The sequence below is a fragment of the Paenibacillus phocaeensis genome (assembly GCF_900021165.1).
In the GTDB taxonomy this organism is placed as follows: domain Bacteria; phylum Bacillota; class Bacilli; order Paenibacillales; family Paenibacillaceae; genus Fontibacillus; species Fontibacillus phocaensis.
The window spans coordinates 39905-55910 of the sequence record NZ_FCOQ01000033.1 but is presented as its reverse complement, the minus strand read 5'-3'; the positions used below and the strand labels follow the sequence as shown (position 1 = coordinate 55910).

General features: G+C 53.6%; 15 protein-coding genes. 9 read left to right on the top strand and 6 right to left on the bottom strand.

Annotation, left to right across the window (positions count from 1 at the left end):
* The first annotated feature begins 2 nt into the window (after window positions 1-2).
* A complete protein-coding gene (locus BN3795_RS21550) occupies window positions 3-1814 on the top strand; it encodes a B12-binding domain-containing radical SAM protein (protein ID WP_068786755.1) in 1812 nt (603 codons plus the stop codon).
* Between the two features lie 235 nt (window positions 1815-2049).
* Here the strand turns inward: BN3795_RS21550 and BN3795_RS21545 are convergent, their stop codons facing one another.
* From BN3795_RS21545 to BN3795_RS21530, 4 genes are all read right to left on the bottom strand, one after another.
* Window positions 2050-3006: an alpha/beta hydrolase gene (locus BN3795_RS21545; RefSeq protein WP_068786754.1), complete on the bottom strand. Its 957-nt coding sequence runs from the start codon at window positions 3004-3006 to the stop codon at window positions 2050-2052.
* A 72-nt stretch (window positions 3007-3078) separates the two neighbouring features.
* Window positions 3079-3477 (bottom strand): VOC family protein, encoded by a 399-nt coding sequence (locus BN3795_RS21540; protein ID WP_068786753.1) that lies wholly within the window; start codon window positions 3475-3477, stop codon window positions 3079-3081.
* A 35-nt stretch (window positions 3478-3512) separates the two neighbouring features.
* Window positions 3513-4094 carry a class I SAM-dependent methyltransferase gene (locus BN3795_RS21535; protein ID WP_068786752.1) on the bottom strand — a complete coding sequence of 194 codons (582 nt, stop codon included), beginning with the start codon at window positions 4092-4094 and terminating at the stop codon, window positions 3513-3515.
* A gap of 6 nt (window positions 4095-4100) precedes the next feature.
* Window positions 4101-5054, bottom strand: coding sequence for a TIGR01212 family radical SAM protein (locus BN3795_RS21530; protein ID WP_068786751.1), 954 nt, complete (start codon window positions 5052-5054; stop codon window positions 4101-4103).
* A 333-nt stretch (window positions 5055-5387) separates the two neighbouring features.
* Between BN3795_RS21530 and trmB the strand changes: the two genes are divergently transcribed.
* Window positions 5388-6098: a tRNA (guanosine(46)-N7)-methyltransferase TrmB gene (gene trmB, locus BN3795_RS21520; RefSeq protein WP_068786749.1), complete on the top strand. Its 711-nt coding sequence runs from the start codon at window positions 5388-5390 to the stop codon at window positions 6096-6098.
* Between the two features lie 72 nt (window positions 6099-6170).
* On the opposite strand, the gene BN3795_RS21515 is transcribed toward trmB, so the two are convergent.
* Together BN3795_RS21515 and BN3795_RS21510 are read right to left on the bottom strand one after the other, a co-directional pair.
* Complete coding sequence (locus tag BN3795_RS21515; protein ID WP_068786748.1) at window positions 6171-7310, bottom strand: MGDG synthase family glycosyltransferase; 1140 nt, start codon at window positions 7308-7310, stop codon at window positions 6171-6173.
* A 51-nt stretch (window positions 7311-7361) separates the two neighbouring features.
* A complete protein-coding gene (locus BN3795_RS21510; RefSeq protein ID WP_068786747.1) occupies window positions 7362-7889 on the bottom strand; it encodes a phosphatase PAP2 family protein in 528 nt (175 codons plus the stop codon).
* A 608-nt stretch (window positions 7890-8497) separates the two neighbouring features.
* Here BN3795_RS21510 and BN3795_RS21505 point away from each other — a divergent pair.
* The 7 genes from BN3795_RS21505 (at window position 8498) to BN3795_RS21475 (ending at window position 16006) form a co-directional block, all read left to right on the top strand.
* On the top strand, window positions 8498-9739 hold the full coding sequence (locus BN3795_RS21505) for a glycosyltransferase family 2 protein (protein WP_068786746.1): 1242 nt from the start codon (window positions 8498-8500) through the stop codon (window positions 9737-9739).
* Between the two features lie 768 nt (window positions 9740-10507).
* Window positions 10508-11002 (top strand): translation initiation factor IF-3, encoded by a 495-nt coding sequence (gene infC, locus BN3795_RS21500; RefSeq protein ID WP_068786745.1) that lies wholly within the window; start codon window positions 10508-10510, stop codon window positions 11000-11002.
* Between the two features lie 86 nt (window positions 11003-11088).
* On the top strand, window positions 11089-11289 hold the full coding sequence (rpmI, locus tag BN3795_RS21495) for a 50S ribosomal protein L35 (RefSeq protein WP_059046389.1): 201 nt from the start codon (window positions 11089-11091) through the stop codon (window positions 11287-11289).
* Between the two features lie 43 nt (window positions 11290-11332).
* Window positions 11333-11692 (top strand): 50S ribosomal protein L20, encoded by a 360-nt coding sequence (gene rplT, locus BN3795_RS21490; RefSeq protein WP_036624933.1) that lies wholly within the window; start codon window positions 11333-11335, stop codon window positions 11690-11692.
* A 496-nt stretch (window positions 11693-12188) separates the two neighbouring features.
* Window positions 12189-13274: a BMP family lipoprotein gene (locus tag BN3795_RS21485; protein ID WP_068786744.1), complete on the top strand. Its 1086-nt coding sequence runs from the start codon at window positions 12189-12191 to the stop codon at window positions 13272-13274.
* 127 nt (window positions 13275-13401) lie between these two features.
* A complete protein-coding gene (locus tag BN3795_RS21480; RefSeq protein ID WP_068786743.1) occupies window positions 13402-14940 on the top strand; it encodes an ABC transporter ATP-binding protein in 1539 nt (512 codons plus the stop codon).
* A complete protein-coding gene (locus BN3795_RS21475) occupies window positions 14933-16006 on the top strand; it encodes an ABC transporter permease (RefSeq protein WP_068786742.1) in 1074 nt (357 codons plus the stop codon). The genes BN3795_RS21480 and BN3795_RS21475 overlap by 8 nt, the downstream gene beginning before the upstream one ends.

Sequence of the window (16006 nt, the reverse complement as noted above, 5' to 3'; positions counted from 1 at the left end):
TTGTGAAAGTCCTATTGGCGACGCTTAACGCAAAATTTATTCATACTTCGCTGGCCATCCGGCTGCTTAAGGCCTACAGCGGCAACGAATTTGACATTGAATTGGCGGAATATACGATCAAGGACCCGGTCATGAACATCGTATCCGACCTGTTCGGACGGAAACCCGATGTGATTGGCTTCTCCTGCTACATCTGGAACATCGAGGAGACGATCCGGCTGGTGGCCTTGCTGAAGAAGGTGCTGCCGGAGGTGAAAATCGTGCTGGGCGGTCCCGAAGTCAGCTATGACACCCAATACTGGATGGAACGCGTTCCTGAAGTTGACTTTATCGTAATGGGAGACGGAGAGGAGACGTTCCACCATCTGCTGCAGGAGCTGTCCGGCGAGCGGAAATTCCATTTCGTCTTTGGCGCGGCCTACCGTAAAGGGGACGAGATTGTGCTGAATCCGGGACGGCCGAAGTCCGATTTGAACTCGCTGCCATCGCCACATCGGTTCCCCGAGGACATCCCGAATTTGGGCAAACGCATCGTTTATTTTGAGACGAGCCGCGGCTGCCCGTTTAGCTGCCAGTTCTGTCTCTCGAGCATCGAGGTGGGCGTGCGGTATTACGATATTGAGCGGGTGAAGGTGGATATCCTGTACCTGATTGAGCATGGGGCGAAGATCATCAAATTCCTTGACCGTACCTTTAATATCAACCGCAGCTATGCGATGGAGATGTTTGAGTTCCTGATCAACAACCATCAGGGCTGTGTGTTCCAGTTCGAGATCACGGCGGATATCATGCGGCCGGAGGTGTTGGACTACCTGGCGGAGAATGCGCCGCCCGGCATCTTCCGCTTCGAGATCGGCGTACAGTCCACCAACGATCCGACCAACGAGCTGGTGAAGCGCCGCCAGAATTTCACGAAGCTGACCCGTACAGTAACCAAAATCAAGGAAAGCGGCAAAATCGACCAGCATCTCGATTTGATCGCCGGGCTGCCGGAGGAGGACTACGCTACGTTCCGCAAGACGTTCAACGACGTGTTCGCCCTGCGCCCCGAGGAGCTGCAGCTCGGCTTCCTGAAGATGCTGCGCGGGACCGGCCTGCGGAACGATGCCGCCAAATACAACTACGTCTTCATGGACCATGCGCCATACGAAATCCTGGGCAACGATGTATTGCCTTTTACGGACGTAATCCGGCTGAAGCGGCTGGAGGACGTGCTGGAGAAGTATTGGAATGCGCACCGAATGGACTATACGCTGGAACACTTGGTTACCCGCGAGTTCGACTCGCCGTTCGACTTCTTCCAGGAGTTCGGCGATTACTGGGAGGAACAGGGCTGGCAGCGCATTGGCCATCAGCTCGAGGATTTGTTCACCCGGCTCCATGCATTTTTAAGTCAACGTTCCCTGAAAGAGCCGGACGTGGTGCTCGGCTTGATGAAGCTCGATTACCTGCTGGGACATAAATATAAGCCGCGCAAAATCTGGTGGGAGGACCGGATGGACAAGGACCGCCGCAGCAGCTGTTTCCGGGCGCTGGCAGAGGCGCCGGCCGCTCTGTCCGAGCGGTTCGCAGGGTATGGACTGGACGAAAGAGAGCTGCAGAAATACGCTTGTGTCGAAGAGCTGCCGTTTGCGCTGGGCGATGTGCTGCCGGAGGGGAGAACGGAGGGAACTGCTGTTCCGTTTGCTGCAGAAAATGGGCCGCAAGGAACGCTGCTCGTCGTCCTCTACCAGCAGGAGCCCGACGAGCGGCCGGTGTTCTTCCATGCGCCTCTCAGTTCGGAGGCCCTGCAGCACCGAACCCTGGCGAAGTGAGGAGCTGACGGAAGGATGTTCAAGATCCTGATTGTCGAAGATGCTGCCAAGATGGCTACACCTTGCCCGTACTGACGGCTACCGGCGCTTTTCTGGCGGCGCAGCTGCTGTATTATGCCGTGGTGCGCTCGCGTTATGTGGTGCAGCTCAAACGGGTGATGGTGTAAGGGGAAACGAAAAAGCGAGCCTGCGTACCGGTCTCCTCCATTTGAGGCTCCGGTGCGCAGGCTCGCTTTCATGGTTCTGCGGCTGCTGCCTCCGACGAAGGCATGCGACTCTCCAGCCAACCGAGCACATCCGACATCACTTCATCGCGGTTGATTTCGTTCAGCATTTCATGTCGGCCGCCGGGATAGAGCTTCACCTCAATGTCCCGGAGCCCCAGCTGATCGTACAGCTCGGCCAGCCGGCGCACCCCTTTGCCGTTGCGGCCGACCGGGTCGAGATCGCCGCCGAAAATATAGACCGGCTTCTCCTTCGGGATCATGCGCATCTTCTCCGTCCGGTGAATCTCCTGCAGCAGTCCGAAGAAGCCGTAAAAAAAGCCGGCGCTGCACAGGAAGCCGCAGTGCGGATCCGCGATGTACTTGTCGACTTCCTCCGCGTCCCGGGAGAGCCAGTCGAACGGCGTTCTCGCCGGGAGGAAGTTGCGGTTAAAGCTGCCGAAGGTCAACGCGTTCATCAGCAGGCTGGGATGGCTGTCGCCTTGCAGCAGGGACTGCAAGCGGGCGAGGCTGCGGCCGAGGCCGAGCAGACTGCGGGGGCCGTTCGTGCCCGAGAGAATGAACCCGGCGTAGGGTTCAGGCTCCAGGTACATGACTTTCTGGGTCAGAAAAGAGCCCATGCTGTGACCGAGCAGAAACAGCGGCAGGTCCGGATGCTCCCGGCGAATGATCTTCGAGAGCCGGATCATATCCTGCGCCATGCCGGTAAAACCTTGCTTGCCCGGCCAGCCCAGCTCCTCCGGTTGGCTCGCGGTGCGGCCGTGCCCGCGGTGGTCGTTCGCGTACACGATGAAGCCGCGGGCGGTCAACACCTGAGCCAGGCGTTCGTAGCGCTTCGCCGTCTCCGCCATGCCGTGGGCGATTTGCAGCACGCCCCGCGGCGGCGTATCGGGATCCGCGGCGCTCCATCGGTATGCGAAGACGCCATGGCCGGTGTCGTTATCGAAGGTAAACGTATGCTCTTCCACGCACAGCCCTACTTTCCTAGAATTTAATAGAGGTAGTTCAATAAGGCGTTGAACATGCACTAATAGAGGAGATCAGGCCAGGAACGCTGGCTGGAAAAATTCGATCCGTTCGCCGTCCGGGCCGTTGAAGAAGAAGAACCGGCAGCCGTTCGGCAAGCTGCGGATTTCCGGATCAAGCCCCGACAGTTCGAGTGCTGAAATGCGGGCATATTCTTCTTCGATATCGCTGGCCGTAAAGGCGATATGATGCACCTTGCCTTCATTCGCGAGCTCTTCTCCATCGCGGAGATTGATCAGTTCCACCTCGACCGATTCCTGCCCCGGGAAGGTCAAGAAGGCCAGGCGCAGCGGCTCCCCAACCTCGCCGATCGTGGACAGCAGCTTCATGCCGATAATGCGTTCATAAAACTCGATCGAATCCTCCAGTGCCGAGACGCGGATTCCGATATGCTCGATTTTGCGAATTCCCATAGCAATGCCCCCCAAACGTCTATTATTTATTGTGATTATTTCTTCTCCATTGCAATCAAATAAGGGGCAGCCGGCCTTTGCGGCTGCCGGTAAAGAATCGTCTGGCCAACGGAAGCTGGCAGCGCCGCAGCCCAGGCTTCGACCGCCGCCGCTTCGGCGTCGCCGCCGGGATGGCCAGGGTAGAGCACGGCCGTCAGGATCCCCCGCGGCCGCAGCAGGCGAAGGCCGGCCTCCAGGGCCGGCAGCGTGCTGTCCGGCAACGTGATCAGCGCCGGATCGGCCCCCTCGGCAGGCAGATAGCCGAGGTTGAACATCACGGCGCCCAGCCGGCCGTGCACGTCCGCCGGCAGGGCGGCCGCCATGTCCGCGTGGCTGGCCTGGAGCAAGGAGACGCCGGCGAGGGTATTCGCCGGCTCCTTGTCCAGCCGAGCTTGCGTGAGCGCCAGCGCCTGCGGCTGGATATCGAAGGCGAAGACCCGCCCCTTCGGCCCGCAGGCTTTGGCCAGGAACAGCGTGTCCGCGCCCGTGCCCGCCGTGGCGTCGACCGCGGCATCGCCGGGTGCAAGCCGCTCGGCCGCCAGCTTATGGGCATAGCTTAATACCGAGAGGAAGCCCATGATGGATCAGCGTCCTCTCCAGGATTTGCCCTGCCAGGAATCGCGGCGCTTCAGCTCCGCGTCGATAGCGTTGAGCACTTCCCATTTTTTGAGGCTCCACATCGGTCCGACCAGCAGATCGCGCGGAGCATCCCCGGTCAGCCGGTGCACGATCATTTCCGGCGGCAGGAATTCTAACGTATCCACGATCAGCTTCACGTATTCGTCCTGTTCCAGGAAACGGAGCAGACCTGCTTCATATTGCTTGACCATCGGCGTTTTGCGCATGAGATGAAGCAGGTGGATCTTGATGCCTTGTACGTCCATGTTCGCCACAGCGCGGCCGGTTTCCAGCATCATTTCATGCGTCTCCTGCGGCAGGCCGTAGATGATGTGCGTACACACGCGGATCCCGTGTTTGCGCAGCTTCTCGACCGCGTCGAGATAGCACTGCGTATCATGCGCCCGGTTGATCAGCGTGGAGGTGGATTCGTGGATCGTTTGCAGACCCATCTCGACCCACAGGTAGGTGCGCGCATTGAGCTCGGCCAAATACTCGACGACATCGTCCGGCAGGCAATCCGGCCTCGTGGCGATGGACAACCCCACGACGCCCGGCTGCTCGAGGATCGCCTCGTAATATTCGCGAAGCACCTCTACCGGCGCATAAGTATTCGTATAAGCCTGGAAATATCCGATGTATTTGGCTTGCGGCCACTTCAAATGCTGGCGGTCGCGGATCGTGTTGAACTGCGTGACCAGGTCGTCCCGGCGGCTTCCGGCAAAATCGCCGGATCCCCGGGCACTGCAGAAGGTGCAGCCGCCCTTCGCGATCGAGCCGTCCCGGTTGGGACAAGTGAACCCGGCATCCAGCATGACCTTGAATACCTTGTCTCCGAACTCGCGTCGCATCTCGGTATTCCAGGTATGAAATCTTTTGTCCCCCCACCAAGTAGGGGTGTCCGTCATCAGTGTACTCATTGCGGCTCCTTCAATTTGTCACAAAAAAATTTATGCATATTTATACAACGGCGAAAGCCCCGTCCGTACGCCGCTTTCGCTGGATTCATTGTATCAAATTTGACGCGAAAAGGGGAGAAATGCTTGCCTGTTTCCTTGCGGCAGGTTGCGGAATATGTTATTTTGAAAGTATCAAATTTGTTGGACCCCAATTCCAAAATATATCGAAAAGGGAATCACTCGTCTCGTCTCCCCGGCGAACGGCTGGTTCCTTTTTCATTGCCTGCTTTACATTTGCGGCGATCTTCGGCACAATATTGCAAGGAATGGATACCAAGAAAGCGGAGGAATAACATGCGTTTACGCGGCAGAAAAGGAATAAGGGAGCATTTGGAACAACAGCAGGAGCTGGTTGTGCTGAATCCTCGCGACTATAAAGGACGCTGGGCGGAGGTGTTTGGCAACGACCGGCCGATCCATATCGAGCTGGGCATGGGCAAGGGCCAGTTTATCAGCGGAATGAGCGTGAAAGATCCGGGCGTCAATTTTATCGGGATGGATATGTATGACGAACTCATCCGCCGGGCCAGCGAGAAGGTGCGCGCGAAGTGGGACGAGCAGGGAGGGCAGGAACCTCAAACCGTTCGCTTGGCGCTCGGCAATATCGAGATGATTGAGGACTTCTTTGCGCCGGGGGAAGTGGAACGCATCTATTTGAACTTCAGCGATCCGTGGCCGAAGAAGAAGCATTGGCGCCGGCGGCTGACCCATCCGCGGTTTCTGGAGAAATACCGCAGGCTTCTCAATGACAACGGCGAGATTCATTTCAAGACGGATTCGCGGGTGCTGTTTGAATTTTCGCTCAACGCCTTTGCCGCTGCCGGCTTGCAGATGAGTGACATCTCGCTTAGCCTGCATGAAGGCGGGATCAACGAAGCCCATGTCATGACGGAATACGAGAGCAAATTCGTTGGACAAGGCATGCCGATTTACCGCTGCGAGGCGATGGTCGGCGAAGCCGCCCTCCGGCGTTACCACGCCCGGAAGATGGAGATGTTTGAATAGCGAACAAAAGCGGAGCAGGATCCATATCCTTTGCTCCGCTTTTTTTTGCGACCAGCCTGGTCTGCAGGCCGATTATTTTCTGATGAAATTCGTATTTCCAAGAAGATCGATAATAGCTTGAGCACTTTGCATCGGCCGGAATCGGGCGATATGGTTCAAGACCTCTTCCCGCTTGCGGACGACTTCGTCGTATTGCCCGGTCAATCGTTTGATCCAATCGGTAATGTCGGCCAGCGAATTGATGGGCGTTCCCCATCCCTGTTCGGCAAAATAATGCGAATTTTCCTCTTCCTGGCCGGGAAGGGGCTTATGGAACAGCATCGGGATACCTTTGGCCAGCCCTTCAGAGCAGGTCATGCCGCCCGGCTTGGTGATGAGCAGGTCGGAGACCTCCATCAGCTTGTCGATTTCCTTCGTGAATCCGAGCAGATGGATGTTCGGATGAATGAACCGGGGGTCCTTCTTCATCTTCTCCAGCGACTTCTCGTTGCTGCCAAAGCAGAAGATGATCTGAATGCGCTCCCGGTACAAGGCGAGCAGGGAATTAACCGCCTCGTCCTTCATGAACCCCCAGCCTCCGCCCATCACCAGCACGGTCGGTATCGCCTTTAAACCAAACTGCAGGCGAATGTCCTCCTTGCGGTGGCGCTCCCAGAAATTCGGGTGGACCGGAATGCCGGTGATCCGGATTTTCTTCTTATCAACGCCCCGCTCCATCAGCTTATTCCGAACTTGATCGGTGGAGACGAGGTAACAATTCACTTCGCGGCTGACCCAAGCCCCGTGCACATCGTAATCGGTAATTACCGTGCAGAGCGGGACATCCAGCATGCCCAGTCGTTTCAACCGGGAGATGACCGCGCTGGGAATCGGGTGGGTACAGACGATCACGTCGGGATGAAGCTGACGGATGATTTGAATTGTACGCGTATAAAAAATCCGATGAAGAGCCAAGGTCGTCAATCGGTTTAAAGACTTCTTATAATTGCTGCGATACATCATACGGATAAGCCGAGGCTGCGAGGACACCGTTTTCTTGTAAGCGGTGATGATAAGCGGCGCCACTCTAGGGTTTAAAAAACTGCCAAGCTCCAGGACTTTAGTCTGCACGTTTGGCGCGATCTTTCGTAAACTGCTGGAGAGCGCGTAGGCCGCTTGCGTATGACCGGCTCCAAACCCCTCGGATAAAAGCAAGACTCTCTGTTTTTGCACTTTGGTTTCACCTTTTCCTGCAAGGTTTTCCTACTGTCTACAATATCCCCTTTATGCCCATAATGCAACCGTTCCAAGCGCTACGGAGGAGCCGATGACGGCTCCCGCCAGGGTGTCCGAAGGGTAATGCAACCCTAGATAAATCCGCGAAACGGCGACGAGCAGAGCCACCGGCAACAGGACGAGGATAAGCCCGGGAGCGGCCGCCATAAACGGCACGGTGACGGAGAATATCGCCGTCGTATGCCCGGATGGAAAGGAGTGGTCCGTCAACGGATTTCGGAAGGTGTTCGTCCCCGGCAACGTTAAGTAAGGCCGAAGGCGCGGGTAGGTTTTCTTTACCAGCGCGACCGGAAGATGACTGATTGCCAGCGCAGCGCAGGACTGCAGCCCGATTTTGCTCCAAGGCTGCGGAGCCGCTAACCAGATGAGCAAGGACGAAAGGATCGTAAACCAAGCTCCTCCTATATGGGTTAAATGATACAGCCAGAAATTCAAAAAGCTGCGGTGCAGGCGGCCGTTGATCCCTACAAAGAGCTGCCGGTCGAGTTGTTGAAGCTTATGGAATAAACGAGTCATGAAATCCCTCCGCACGATGTTTGGCCGCGTTCTATCCGCCCGAAAACTGCCCGTCCAAGGGCCGCCCGTTTCAAATAGCATGGCATTTTCAGGTTAGACTTATCATATTTTTAATCCATGGCCTTTTCAAGGACGTTTTTTTCGTTGCAGGCCGTGCTCTTTTTTGACATTCTGTTCTTCGTCCCTGTACAATGATTCAAATCATAGCAAATAAGTTTAAAAAAAAGGGTGCAGAATTGTAAACTTTTTGCTGGGTTCTCCCGTTTATGTAGATGAAAGGCCAACGGGTCGTCAGCCGGTTGATCACAAAAAAGAAGAAATTAGAAATAAAAAGTGCCAAAAGTGATGAAAATAAGATGTAACCGTACCTGAAAGCAGGATGCGGGGGTCCTGTATGCCAAATTTGCCGGACTTCAAGGTATTTGAGCAACAGCGGGGCCATAGTCGTTTTGACAAAAACAGTCAACTCATGGAAAATCGTAATGGTTTAAAAAAAAGAGCCGGCCATCGGATCAGAGAAAAAAAGAAATGAAAATCTAAAGGGTCATTACAACTAAAAAACTCCGAAACAAAGAAAAAAACATCGGGGAAAAAGGGGGCAAGAAATCATGTTGGATGTCATCTTGGTCTCACTGCAGGTCGTGCTTGCGGTGGTAGGGGTGTATCAATTTGGTTTGGCGTTATTTGGGATGTACAGGAAGAAGAACAAAGTTCAGCACGCACCAAGCAAGTCCTTTGCGGTGCTGGTCGCGGCGCATAACGAGGAAAAAGTCGTTGGGGCTTTGATGGAGAATTTGAAGCAGCTCAACTATCCGAAAGATTTGTACGACGTATTTGTCATTTGCGATAACTGTACCGACAATACCGCGAGCATCGTCCGCAGCCACGGCATGAACGCTTGCGTGCGCAGCAACCCGCATCTTCGGGGGAAAGGCTACGCGATTGAATGGATGCTGAAGCAACTGTGGAAAATGCCGCGCCAATACGACGCGGTCGTCATGTTCGACGCTGACAACCTGGTTCATCCGGATTTCCTGCGCGAAATGAACAACGATTTGTGCTCCGGCGCTCGGGTCATCCAAGGCTACATCGATACGAAGAATCCGGAGGATTCCTGGATCACCGCTTCTTACGGGATCTCCTACTGGTATTGCAACCGTCTGTGGCAGCTGTCCCGGACGAATCTGAAGATGGCGAATTTCCTCGGGGGCACGGGGATGTGCTTCGAAACCGAGCTGTTGAAGGAGATCGGCTGGGGTGCGACGAGCCTGGTCGAGGACCTGGAGTTTACGATGCGCTGCGTCGAACGCGGTGTGTACCCGGTATTTAATTATGACGCCAAGCTGTTCGACGAGAAGCCGTTGACGTTCAAAGCCTCGGCGCGCCAACGCTTGCGCTGGATGCAGGGGCACTTCACCGTGGCTCGCCGCTACTTCTTCCCGCTGCTCTGGAAGAGTATCAAGGAGCGCAACATGGTCAAGCTGGACATGGCTCTCTACGGCGCTAATGTATACGTCGTGCTGCTGACCTTCCTGCTGACGGCATTTATCTGGGTTGACCAGTCCCTGCTAAGCGGACCGCATATCGACACGCTGTACGGTTACCTGCCGATGTGGGTATCCTATGTGGCGATTGTCGCCAACGTCTTTATTTTCCTGATGGCGATGTTCCTGGAGAAGGTGAAGTCCAAGAAGGTGTATGCTTACCTGATCCTGTTCCCGATTTACCTGGTTTCCTGGTGGCCGATCACGTTCTATGCCTTCTTCACGCAGAACAACAAGCAATGGAGTCATACGCAGCATACGCGTGTGGTACGCCTGGAAGAAGTCCAAAGCAACAAGGTAAGTTAAGGATAGTTAAAAACCGACTTTTGAAGATATAAGGATGAATCATTTTCGTAGACAAGGCATCCTTATATCGCAAGAAAAACTTCTGCTTAAGGCGGTCTGGCTCCTAAGAATTACATCGATAAAGTTTTTCTTATCACGAAGTTATAGCTGACGAAGCGGGCTCGGCATCGAATCTTGAATTCAGCCGGGCCCTGCGTGTGGCGGATATAGGCCTTTTGGGTCTGCCGGCAAAATAGCGGTAAAACATGGCCTTATTTAGCGCGAATCACGAGTTTGCGGCAAAATAGAGGAATTTATTTCCCCTATTTTTGAGAAAAGGCGCTAAAACAAGCGGTTTTGGTGCGGTTTTGCACAAATAAGGCCATAAAATGCCCTTATCTTCATCCGCTAAGCGAGTGGCGGCCAAATAAGGGTATAAAAGTCCTCTATTTAGCCTAACGTAGCTCGGTTGGCGGCGGATGGCAGGATGCAATTCGCGGTCCCACCTTTTTTGCTGTCCGCCCTTGACTTGGTGGATCCCGCATGATATAGTATTTGAGGTTGCAAGAAGTTTTTGGATTGCAAGCAGAGGCCCCGGCTTCTCACCTGACCGACGTTTGTGTTGGCTGGTTTTGATCCGTTGATTTATGAATGAATGTTCATGAAGACTAACGATGATCAATGAGGGATGCGGGTGAGGACCTGCATCCTTTTTATGTGTGTGAGTAGTACCGGTCCAAGTCATGCCTTAAGACCATTTGGAGGTGGAGAATTATCAGTAAGGAACATTTGATCAATGATGAGATTCGTGCGAAAGAAGTCCGTCTGGTGGGTGCTGAAGGGGAACAAATCGGCATCAAGCCGCTGCGCGAAGCACTGCAGATGGCGATCGACCTGAATCTGGATCTGGTGAACGTTGCGCCGACTGCCAAACCGCCGGTATGCCGGATTATGGACTATGGCAAGTTCCGTTACGAGCAGCAGAAGAAAGAGAAGGAAGCCCGCAAGAATCAGAAGATTGTGGACATCAAGGAAGTGTGGTTCCGTGCGAACATTGAGGAACACGATTTCCAAACGAAACTTCGCAATGTGATCAAATTTTTGAAAGATGGCGACAAGGTAAAATGCTCGGTTCGCTTCCGCGGACGGGAAATCACCCATGCCGACATCGGGAAGAAAATTCTCGACCGCGTCAAGGAAGAGGTTGCGGAAATCTCGAACGTAGAGCGCGTTCCGAAGCTCGAAGGACGCAGCATGATCATGATTCTGGCACCGAAAAACTAATCGTTTGTTTTCTATATAGAATCATTCCGATGGCGGGATGACTCGGAAGAGAAAGCGGACGTTACAAACTTTGAGGGGGAAGTACAATGCCTAAAATGAAAACCCACAGCAGCCTGAAAGGCCGCTTCAAAATTACCGGATCCGGTAAAGTAAGACGTTACAAAGCGAACCGCAATCACTTGCTGTCCCATAAGTCGAAACGTGCAAAACGTGTTTTGGCCAACAGCCCTGTTGCATACGCAGGTGACGTTAGCCGCATGAAACAACAACTGGCAAACCTGAAGTAATTTCCGAGGAACAATTAACACAACTTATTGGGAGGTTTTTTAAATGGCAAGAGTAAAAGGCGGATTCGTCGTTCGTCGTCGTCATAAAAAAGTATTGAAACTGGCTAAAGGTTATTTTGGTTCGAAACACCGCATCTTCAAAACCGCTAACGAGCAAGTGATGAAATCCTTGCTGTACGCATACCGTGACCGCCGCACGAAAAAACGCGACTTCCGCAAACTGTGGATCGTCCGTATTAATGCAGCAGCACGCATGAACGGTTTGTCCTACAGCAAATTGATGCATGGCCTGAAGCTCGCTGAAGTGAACATCAACCGCAAAATGCTGGCTGATCTCGCAGTAAACGATCTGAATGCCTTCAATTCTTTGGCTGCTGTAGCTAAAGAGAAAATCAACGCTTAAGTACAAACGATAAAGGCGCTGTTTCCGGTTGGTTCCGGGGCGGCGCTTTTTTTGGGGATACGGGTCAGCCGGGATCCTTAAGCGGAGCAGATGTGCTTCTGATTGACTGGAAAATCATGGGCGGACACACCGGATGATCCGGGCGTCTTTAGCAGAAAATCCGCCGGATTAGCATGGAAATGTGGAAATTTAGGAATGCTATAGGTAAGCCGCATAACCTGCCCCAGTCAATTCGGAAGAACCCGGGAGAACGCCAAGGTTAACATGTGAGCCGGGGGCGAAGAGTTGAAAAAAATGTTGCTGCCGGAATAACTTTACATGATGCGAACATTGGATGATACGTTTGTCGAAAGTAAGCGTTTTATTGAAAATAAAGGCGAAAATTATTTAACCCAGGGTTATTAAAGGTATGGATTTTAGCCTATTTTACAGGTATAATCGGTCTGTGTGGTCAACTTAGACAAGGCTCACAAAATATTAAGGGGGATTAACCGCAATGAACAAAGCCTTCAAGCTATCTTTACTCATGGTGCTCGCATTTACTCTGATTTTGGCGGGATGCGGCAACAACAAAGCAGCGAACAACGGTGGAGCTACAAATACCGGCAACGCTGGCAATACGGCCGACAACACGCAAGCGGGTAACGGCGGGAACACAGCCGATGCATCGAAGTTTAAGATCGGTCTGGTAACTGACGTAGGCGGCGTAAACGACAAATCCTTCAACCAATCCGCATGGGAAGCGCTCGAAGCGTTGCATGAGGAGCAAGGGATTCAAAACAAATATCTGCAAAGTTCCCAAAGCTCCGACTACGTTCCGAACTTGACTCAATTTGTGCAAGGCGGATATGACCTCACTTGGTCCATCGGTTTCGACCTAGGCGATGCTACGAAACAGGTTGCCGATGCAAATCCAAATGCGAAAATGGCGATTATCGACAACGTCGTTGACGCTCCAAACGTAGAATCTGTAACATTTGCTGAAAACGAAGGTTCCTTCCTGGTTGGCGTAGTTGCAGGTCTGACGACGAAAACGAACAAAATCGGCTTCATCGGCGGTGCCGAAAGCCCGGTTATCAAACGTTTCGAAGTTGGTTTCCAAGCAGGTGTCGCCGCAGTGAACCCGGATGCTAAAGTAACGGTTACTTATGCAGGGGCTTATGACAAGCCGGATATCGGGAAATCCTTGGCAACCCAATTGTTCAACGATGGCGCCGACATCATTTTCCCGGCTGCAGGTCAAACAGGGAACGGCGTATTTAACGAAGCGGCGGCTCGCAACCAAGCCGGCGGCGCAAACAAAATGTGGGTAATCGGCGTTGACAAAGACCAATCGCTTGAGTTCGGCGATGAAGTTACTTTGACTTCGATGATGAAGCGCGTTGACGTGGCGGTTAAGAACGTAACTCAACAAGTCATCGACGGTACGTTCAAGGGCGGTCAAGTCACGAACTTGACGTTGAAAGATGACGGCGTAGGCTTGCCGGATGAGAATCCGAACCTGAGCCAAGAAGTTCTGGACAAGGTAGAAGAATTTAAGCAAAAGATCGTCAGCGGTGAAGTAACGGTTCCTGCCGAATAATATCGCGGACAGAAGCGTTTACGTCCGTATGGACAGTGGAATATAATAGAGTCATTCAAGCGGGCAAGGCCAGTGGATCAACTGGCCTTGTTGCTTGCGTTAATCCCATAATGGTGAGGGTGGTTTCATGAACGCTGCGGCTCCCGTAGTCGAGTTGAAGCAAATCACAAAGCGTTTTCCCGGTGTTGTCGCGAACGACTCCATCAGCCTGACCCTGCGCAAGGGCGAAATACATGCCTTGCTCGGCGAGAACGGTGCGGGTAAATCGACGTTGATGAACATTTTGTTTGGCCTCTATCAGCCGGATGAAGGCTCGATTGAGATGAACGGCCAGCCGGTGACGATCGACAATCCGAATAAGGCGATTAAGCTGGGAATCGGGATGGTTCACCAGCATTTCAAGCTTGTACAACCTTTCACGGTCACCGAGAATATCATTCTTGGCATGGAACCCTCAAAGGGACTTAAAATCGATTATAAATCGGCGTCCGCCCAAGTGGCGAAATTGTCGGAGCAGTACGGCCTTCAGGTCGACCCTAACTCGAAGATCCACGATATCTCGGTCGGGATGCAGCAACGGGTCGAAATTATGAAGATTCTGTTCCGCGGCGCGGATATTCTTATATTTGACGAGCCGACCGCTGTGCTTACGCCTCAGGAGATCGAGGAATTGATGGCGATCATGAGACGGTTGGTAGCGGAGGGGAAATCGATCATTTTGATTACCCATAAGCTGAAGGAAATCATGGAGATCTCGGACCGGGTGACGATTATCCGCCGCGGTAAAGTGATCGATACCGTGGAGACGGACAAGACGAACCCGAAAGAGCTCGCGGAGAAAATGGTCGGCCGCGGCGTCTCCTTTAAAGTGGATAAACAAGAACCTCAAATCGGACAACCTGTCCTGCAAGTGCAGGATTTGAAGGCGAAGGGCAAACATGGCATCCATGTGCTTAATGGACTGAACCTGGAGGTGCGCGCAGGTGAAATCGTCGGCATCGCCGGAGTGGACGGCAACGGTCAAAGCGAGTTGATCGAAGCGATCACGGGACTGCGCAAAATCGAATCCGGATCGATCAAGCTGTCGGGCAAGGAAATCTCCCATTTGTCGGCGCGGAAGATTATCGAAAGCGGGTTGTCGCATATCCCGGAAGACCGCCACAAGCACGGTCTGGTTCTGGACTTCTCCATCAGCGAAAATATGGTGCTGGAGACGTATTACCAAGCGCCTTACAGCAAGGGAGGTTTGCTGAACCAGAAGGCGATTGACGAGCATGCCAAGCAATTGGTTGAAGCGTTTGACGTGCGAACGCCAAGCGTGGAGACGAAGGCCCGCTCTCTGTCTGGAGGGAACCAGCAGAAGGCGATTATTGCTCGGGAAATAGACAAGAACCCGGATCTTCTAATCGCGGCCCAGCCGACGCGGGGACTCGATGTCGGGGCGATCGAATTCGTTCATAAACAGCTGATTGAGCAGCGGGACCAAGGCAAGGCGGTATTGCTGATCTCCTTCGAGCTGGACGAAATTATGAACGTGTCTGATCGAATTGCCGTCATTTATGAGGGACGGATCGTCGGCGAAGTGCTGCCGCAGGAAACCAACGATCAAGAGCTTGGCCTAATGATGGCGGGAAGCCTGGAGCGGGGAGGTCAAAGCGTTGGATAAATTGCGAAAAATATTTACATTGGACAGCGTCATTCTTCCGCTGGTTGCGATCGTACTCGGTTTGTTGGTTGGTGCGGTGGTCATGCTGATCGGGGGATACAATCCGGTCGTTGCCTACAGCGCGCTTCTGCAGCGGGTCGTAGGCAATCCGTACGACTTCGGGGAAACCATCCGTCAGATTACGCCGCTCATGTTTACCGGCTTGGCGGTGGCGTTTGCCTTCCGTTCCGGCATGTTCAACATCGGTGCGGACGGTCAGGTTCTGATCGGCATGACGGTGGCTACGGCGGTGTCGTTGTCGTTCTCGGGATTGCCCTCCGGCATCCTGGTTCCTCTGGCGGTGATTGCCGGAGGGCTCGGAGGCGGCCTCTGGGCAGGGATCGCAGGTTATCTGAAGGCGAAACGAGGCATCAACGAAGTTATTACCACGATCATGCTGAACTGGACTGCGCTTTATTTGTCCAATTACGTGATCCGCAACTTTTACTTGCTTAAGGGTCAAAACCGTTCGGAAGACATCGCGGCCTCCGCGTCCATGACCTTCCTGAACGACGTATTTAACGGTGCCCGGATCCATTGGGGAACCGTCATTGCCCTTCTCACAGCGGTATTCTTCTTTGTTTACCTCTGGAAAACGAAGCAAGGTTACGAAATGCGTTCCGTAGGTCTGAACCCCAATGCGGCGGAATACGCCGGGATGAACGTCAGCCGCAATATCGTAAAGGCGATGTTCATCAGCGGGGTGTTTGCCGGCTTGGCCGGGACCTTTGAGGTGCTTGGCGTGTTCCACTACCAATCTGTCTTCGCCGCTTCTCCGGGGTACGGCTTTGACGGCATCGCCGTCGCGCTGCTTGGGATGAACCATCCGTTTGGCGTGGTGCTCGGCTCGATCCTTTACGGCGTGCTGACGTACGGCTCTGCCGGGATGAGCTTTAGCGCCGGAGTCCCTCCGGAGTTGATCAAGATCGTCATCGGTTCGATCATATTCTTCATTGCCGCTCAAGGCATCGTGAGAATCGTGCTGAAGCCGTTTTACCTGAAGCGCAAGAAAGAGAAGGTGTCGTAA

Coding starts and splice junctions, on each gene's coding strand:
- BN3795_RS21540 (WP_068786753.1), bottom strand. CDS start 3,477: ATGGGAATTCGCAAAATCGAGCATATCGGAATCCGCGTCTCGGCACTG.
- BN3795_RS21535 (WP_068786752.1), bottom strand. CDS start 4,094: ATGGGCTTCCTCTCGGTATTAAGCTATGCCCATAAGCTGGCGGCCGAG.
- BN3795_RS21530 (WP_068786751.1), bottom strand. CDS start 5,054: ATGAGTACACTGATGACGGACACCCCTACTTGGTGGGGGGACAAAAGA.
- trmB (WP_068786749.1), top strand. CDS start 5,388: ATGCGTTTACGCGGCAGAAAAGGAATAAGGGAGCATTTGGAACAACAG.
- BN3795_RS21510 (WP_068786747.1), bottom strand. CDS start 7,889: ATGACTCGTTTATTCCATAAGCTTCAACAACTCGACCGGCAGCTCTTT.
- BN3795_RS21505 (WP_068786746.1), top strand. CDS start 8,498: ATGTTGGATGTCATCTTGGTCTCACTGCAGGTCGTGCTTGCGGTGGTA.
- rpmI (WP_059046389.1), top strand. CDS start 11,089: ATGCCTAAAATGAAAACCCACAGCAGCCTGAAAGGCCGCTTCAAAATT.
- rplT (WP_036624933.1), top strand. CDS start 11,333: ATGGCAAGAGTAAAAGGCGGATTCGTCGTTCGTCGTCGTCATAAAAAA.
- BN3795_RS21485 (WP_068786744.1), top strand. CDS start 12,189: ATGAACAAAGCCTTCAAGCTATCTTTACTCATGGTGCTCGCATTTACT.
- BN3795_RS21480 (WP_068786743.1), top strand. CDS start 13,402: ATGAACGCTGCGGCTCCCGTAGTCGAGTTGAAGCAAATCACAAAGCGT.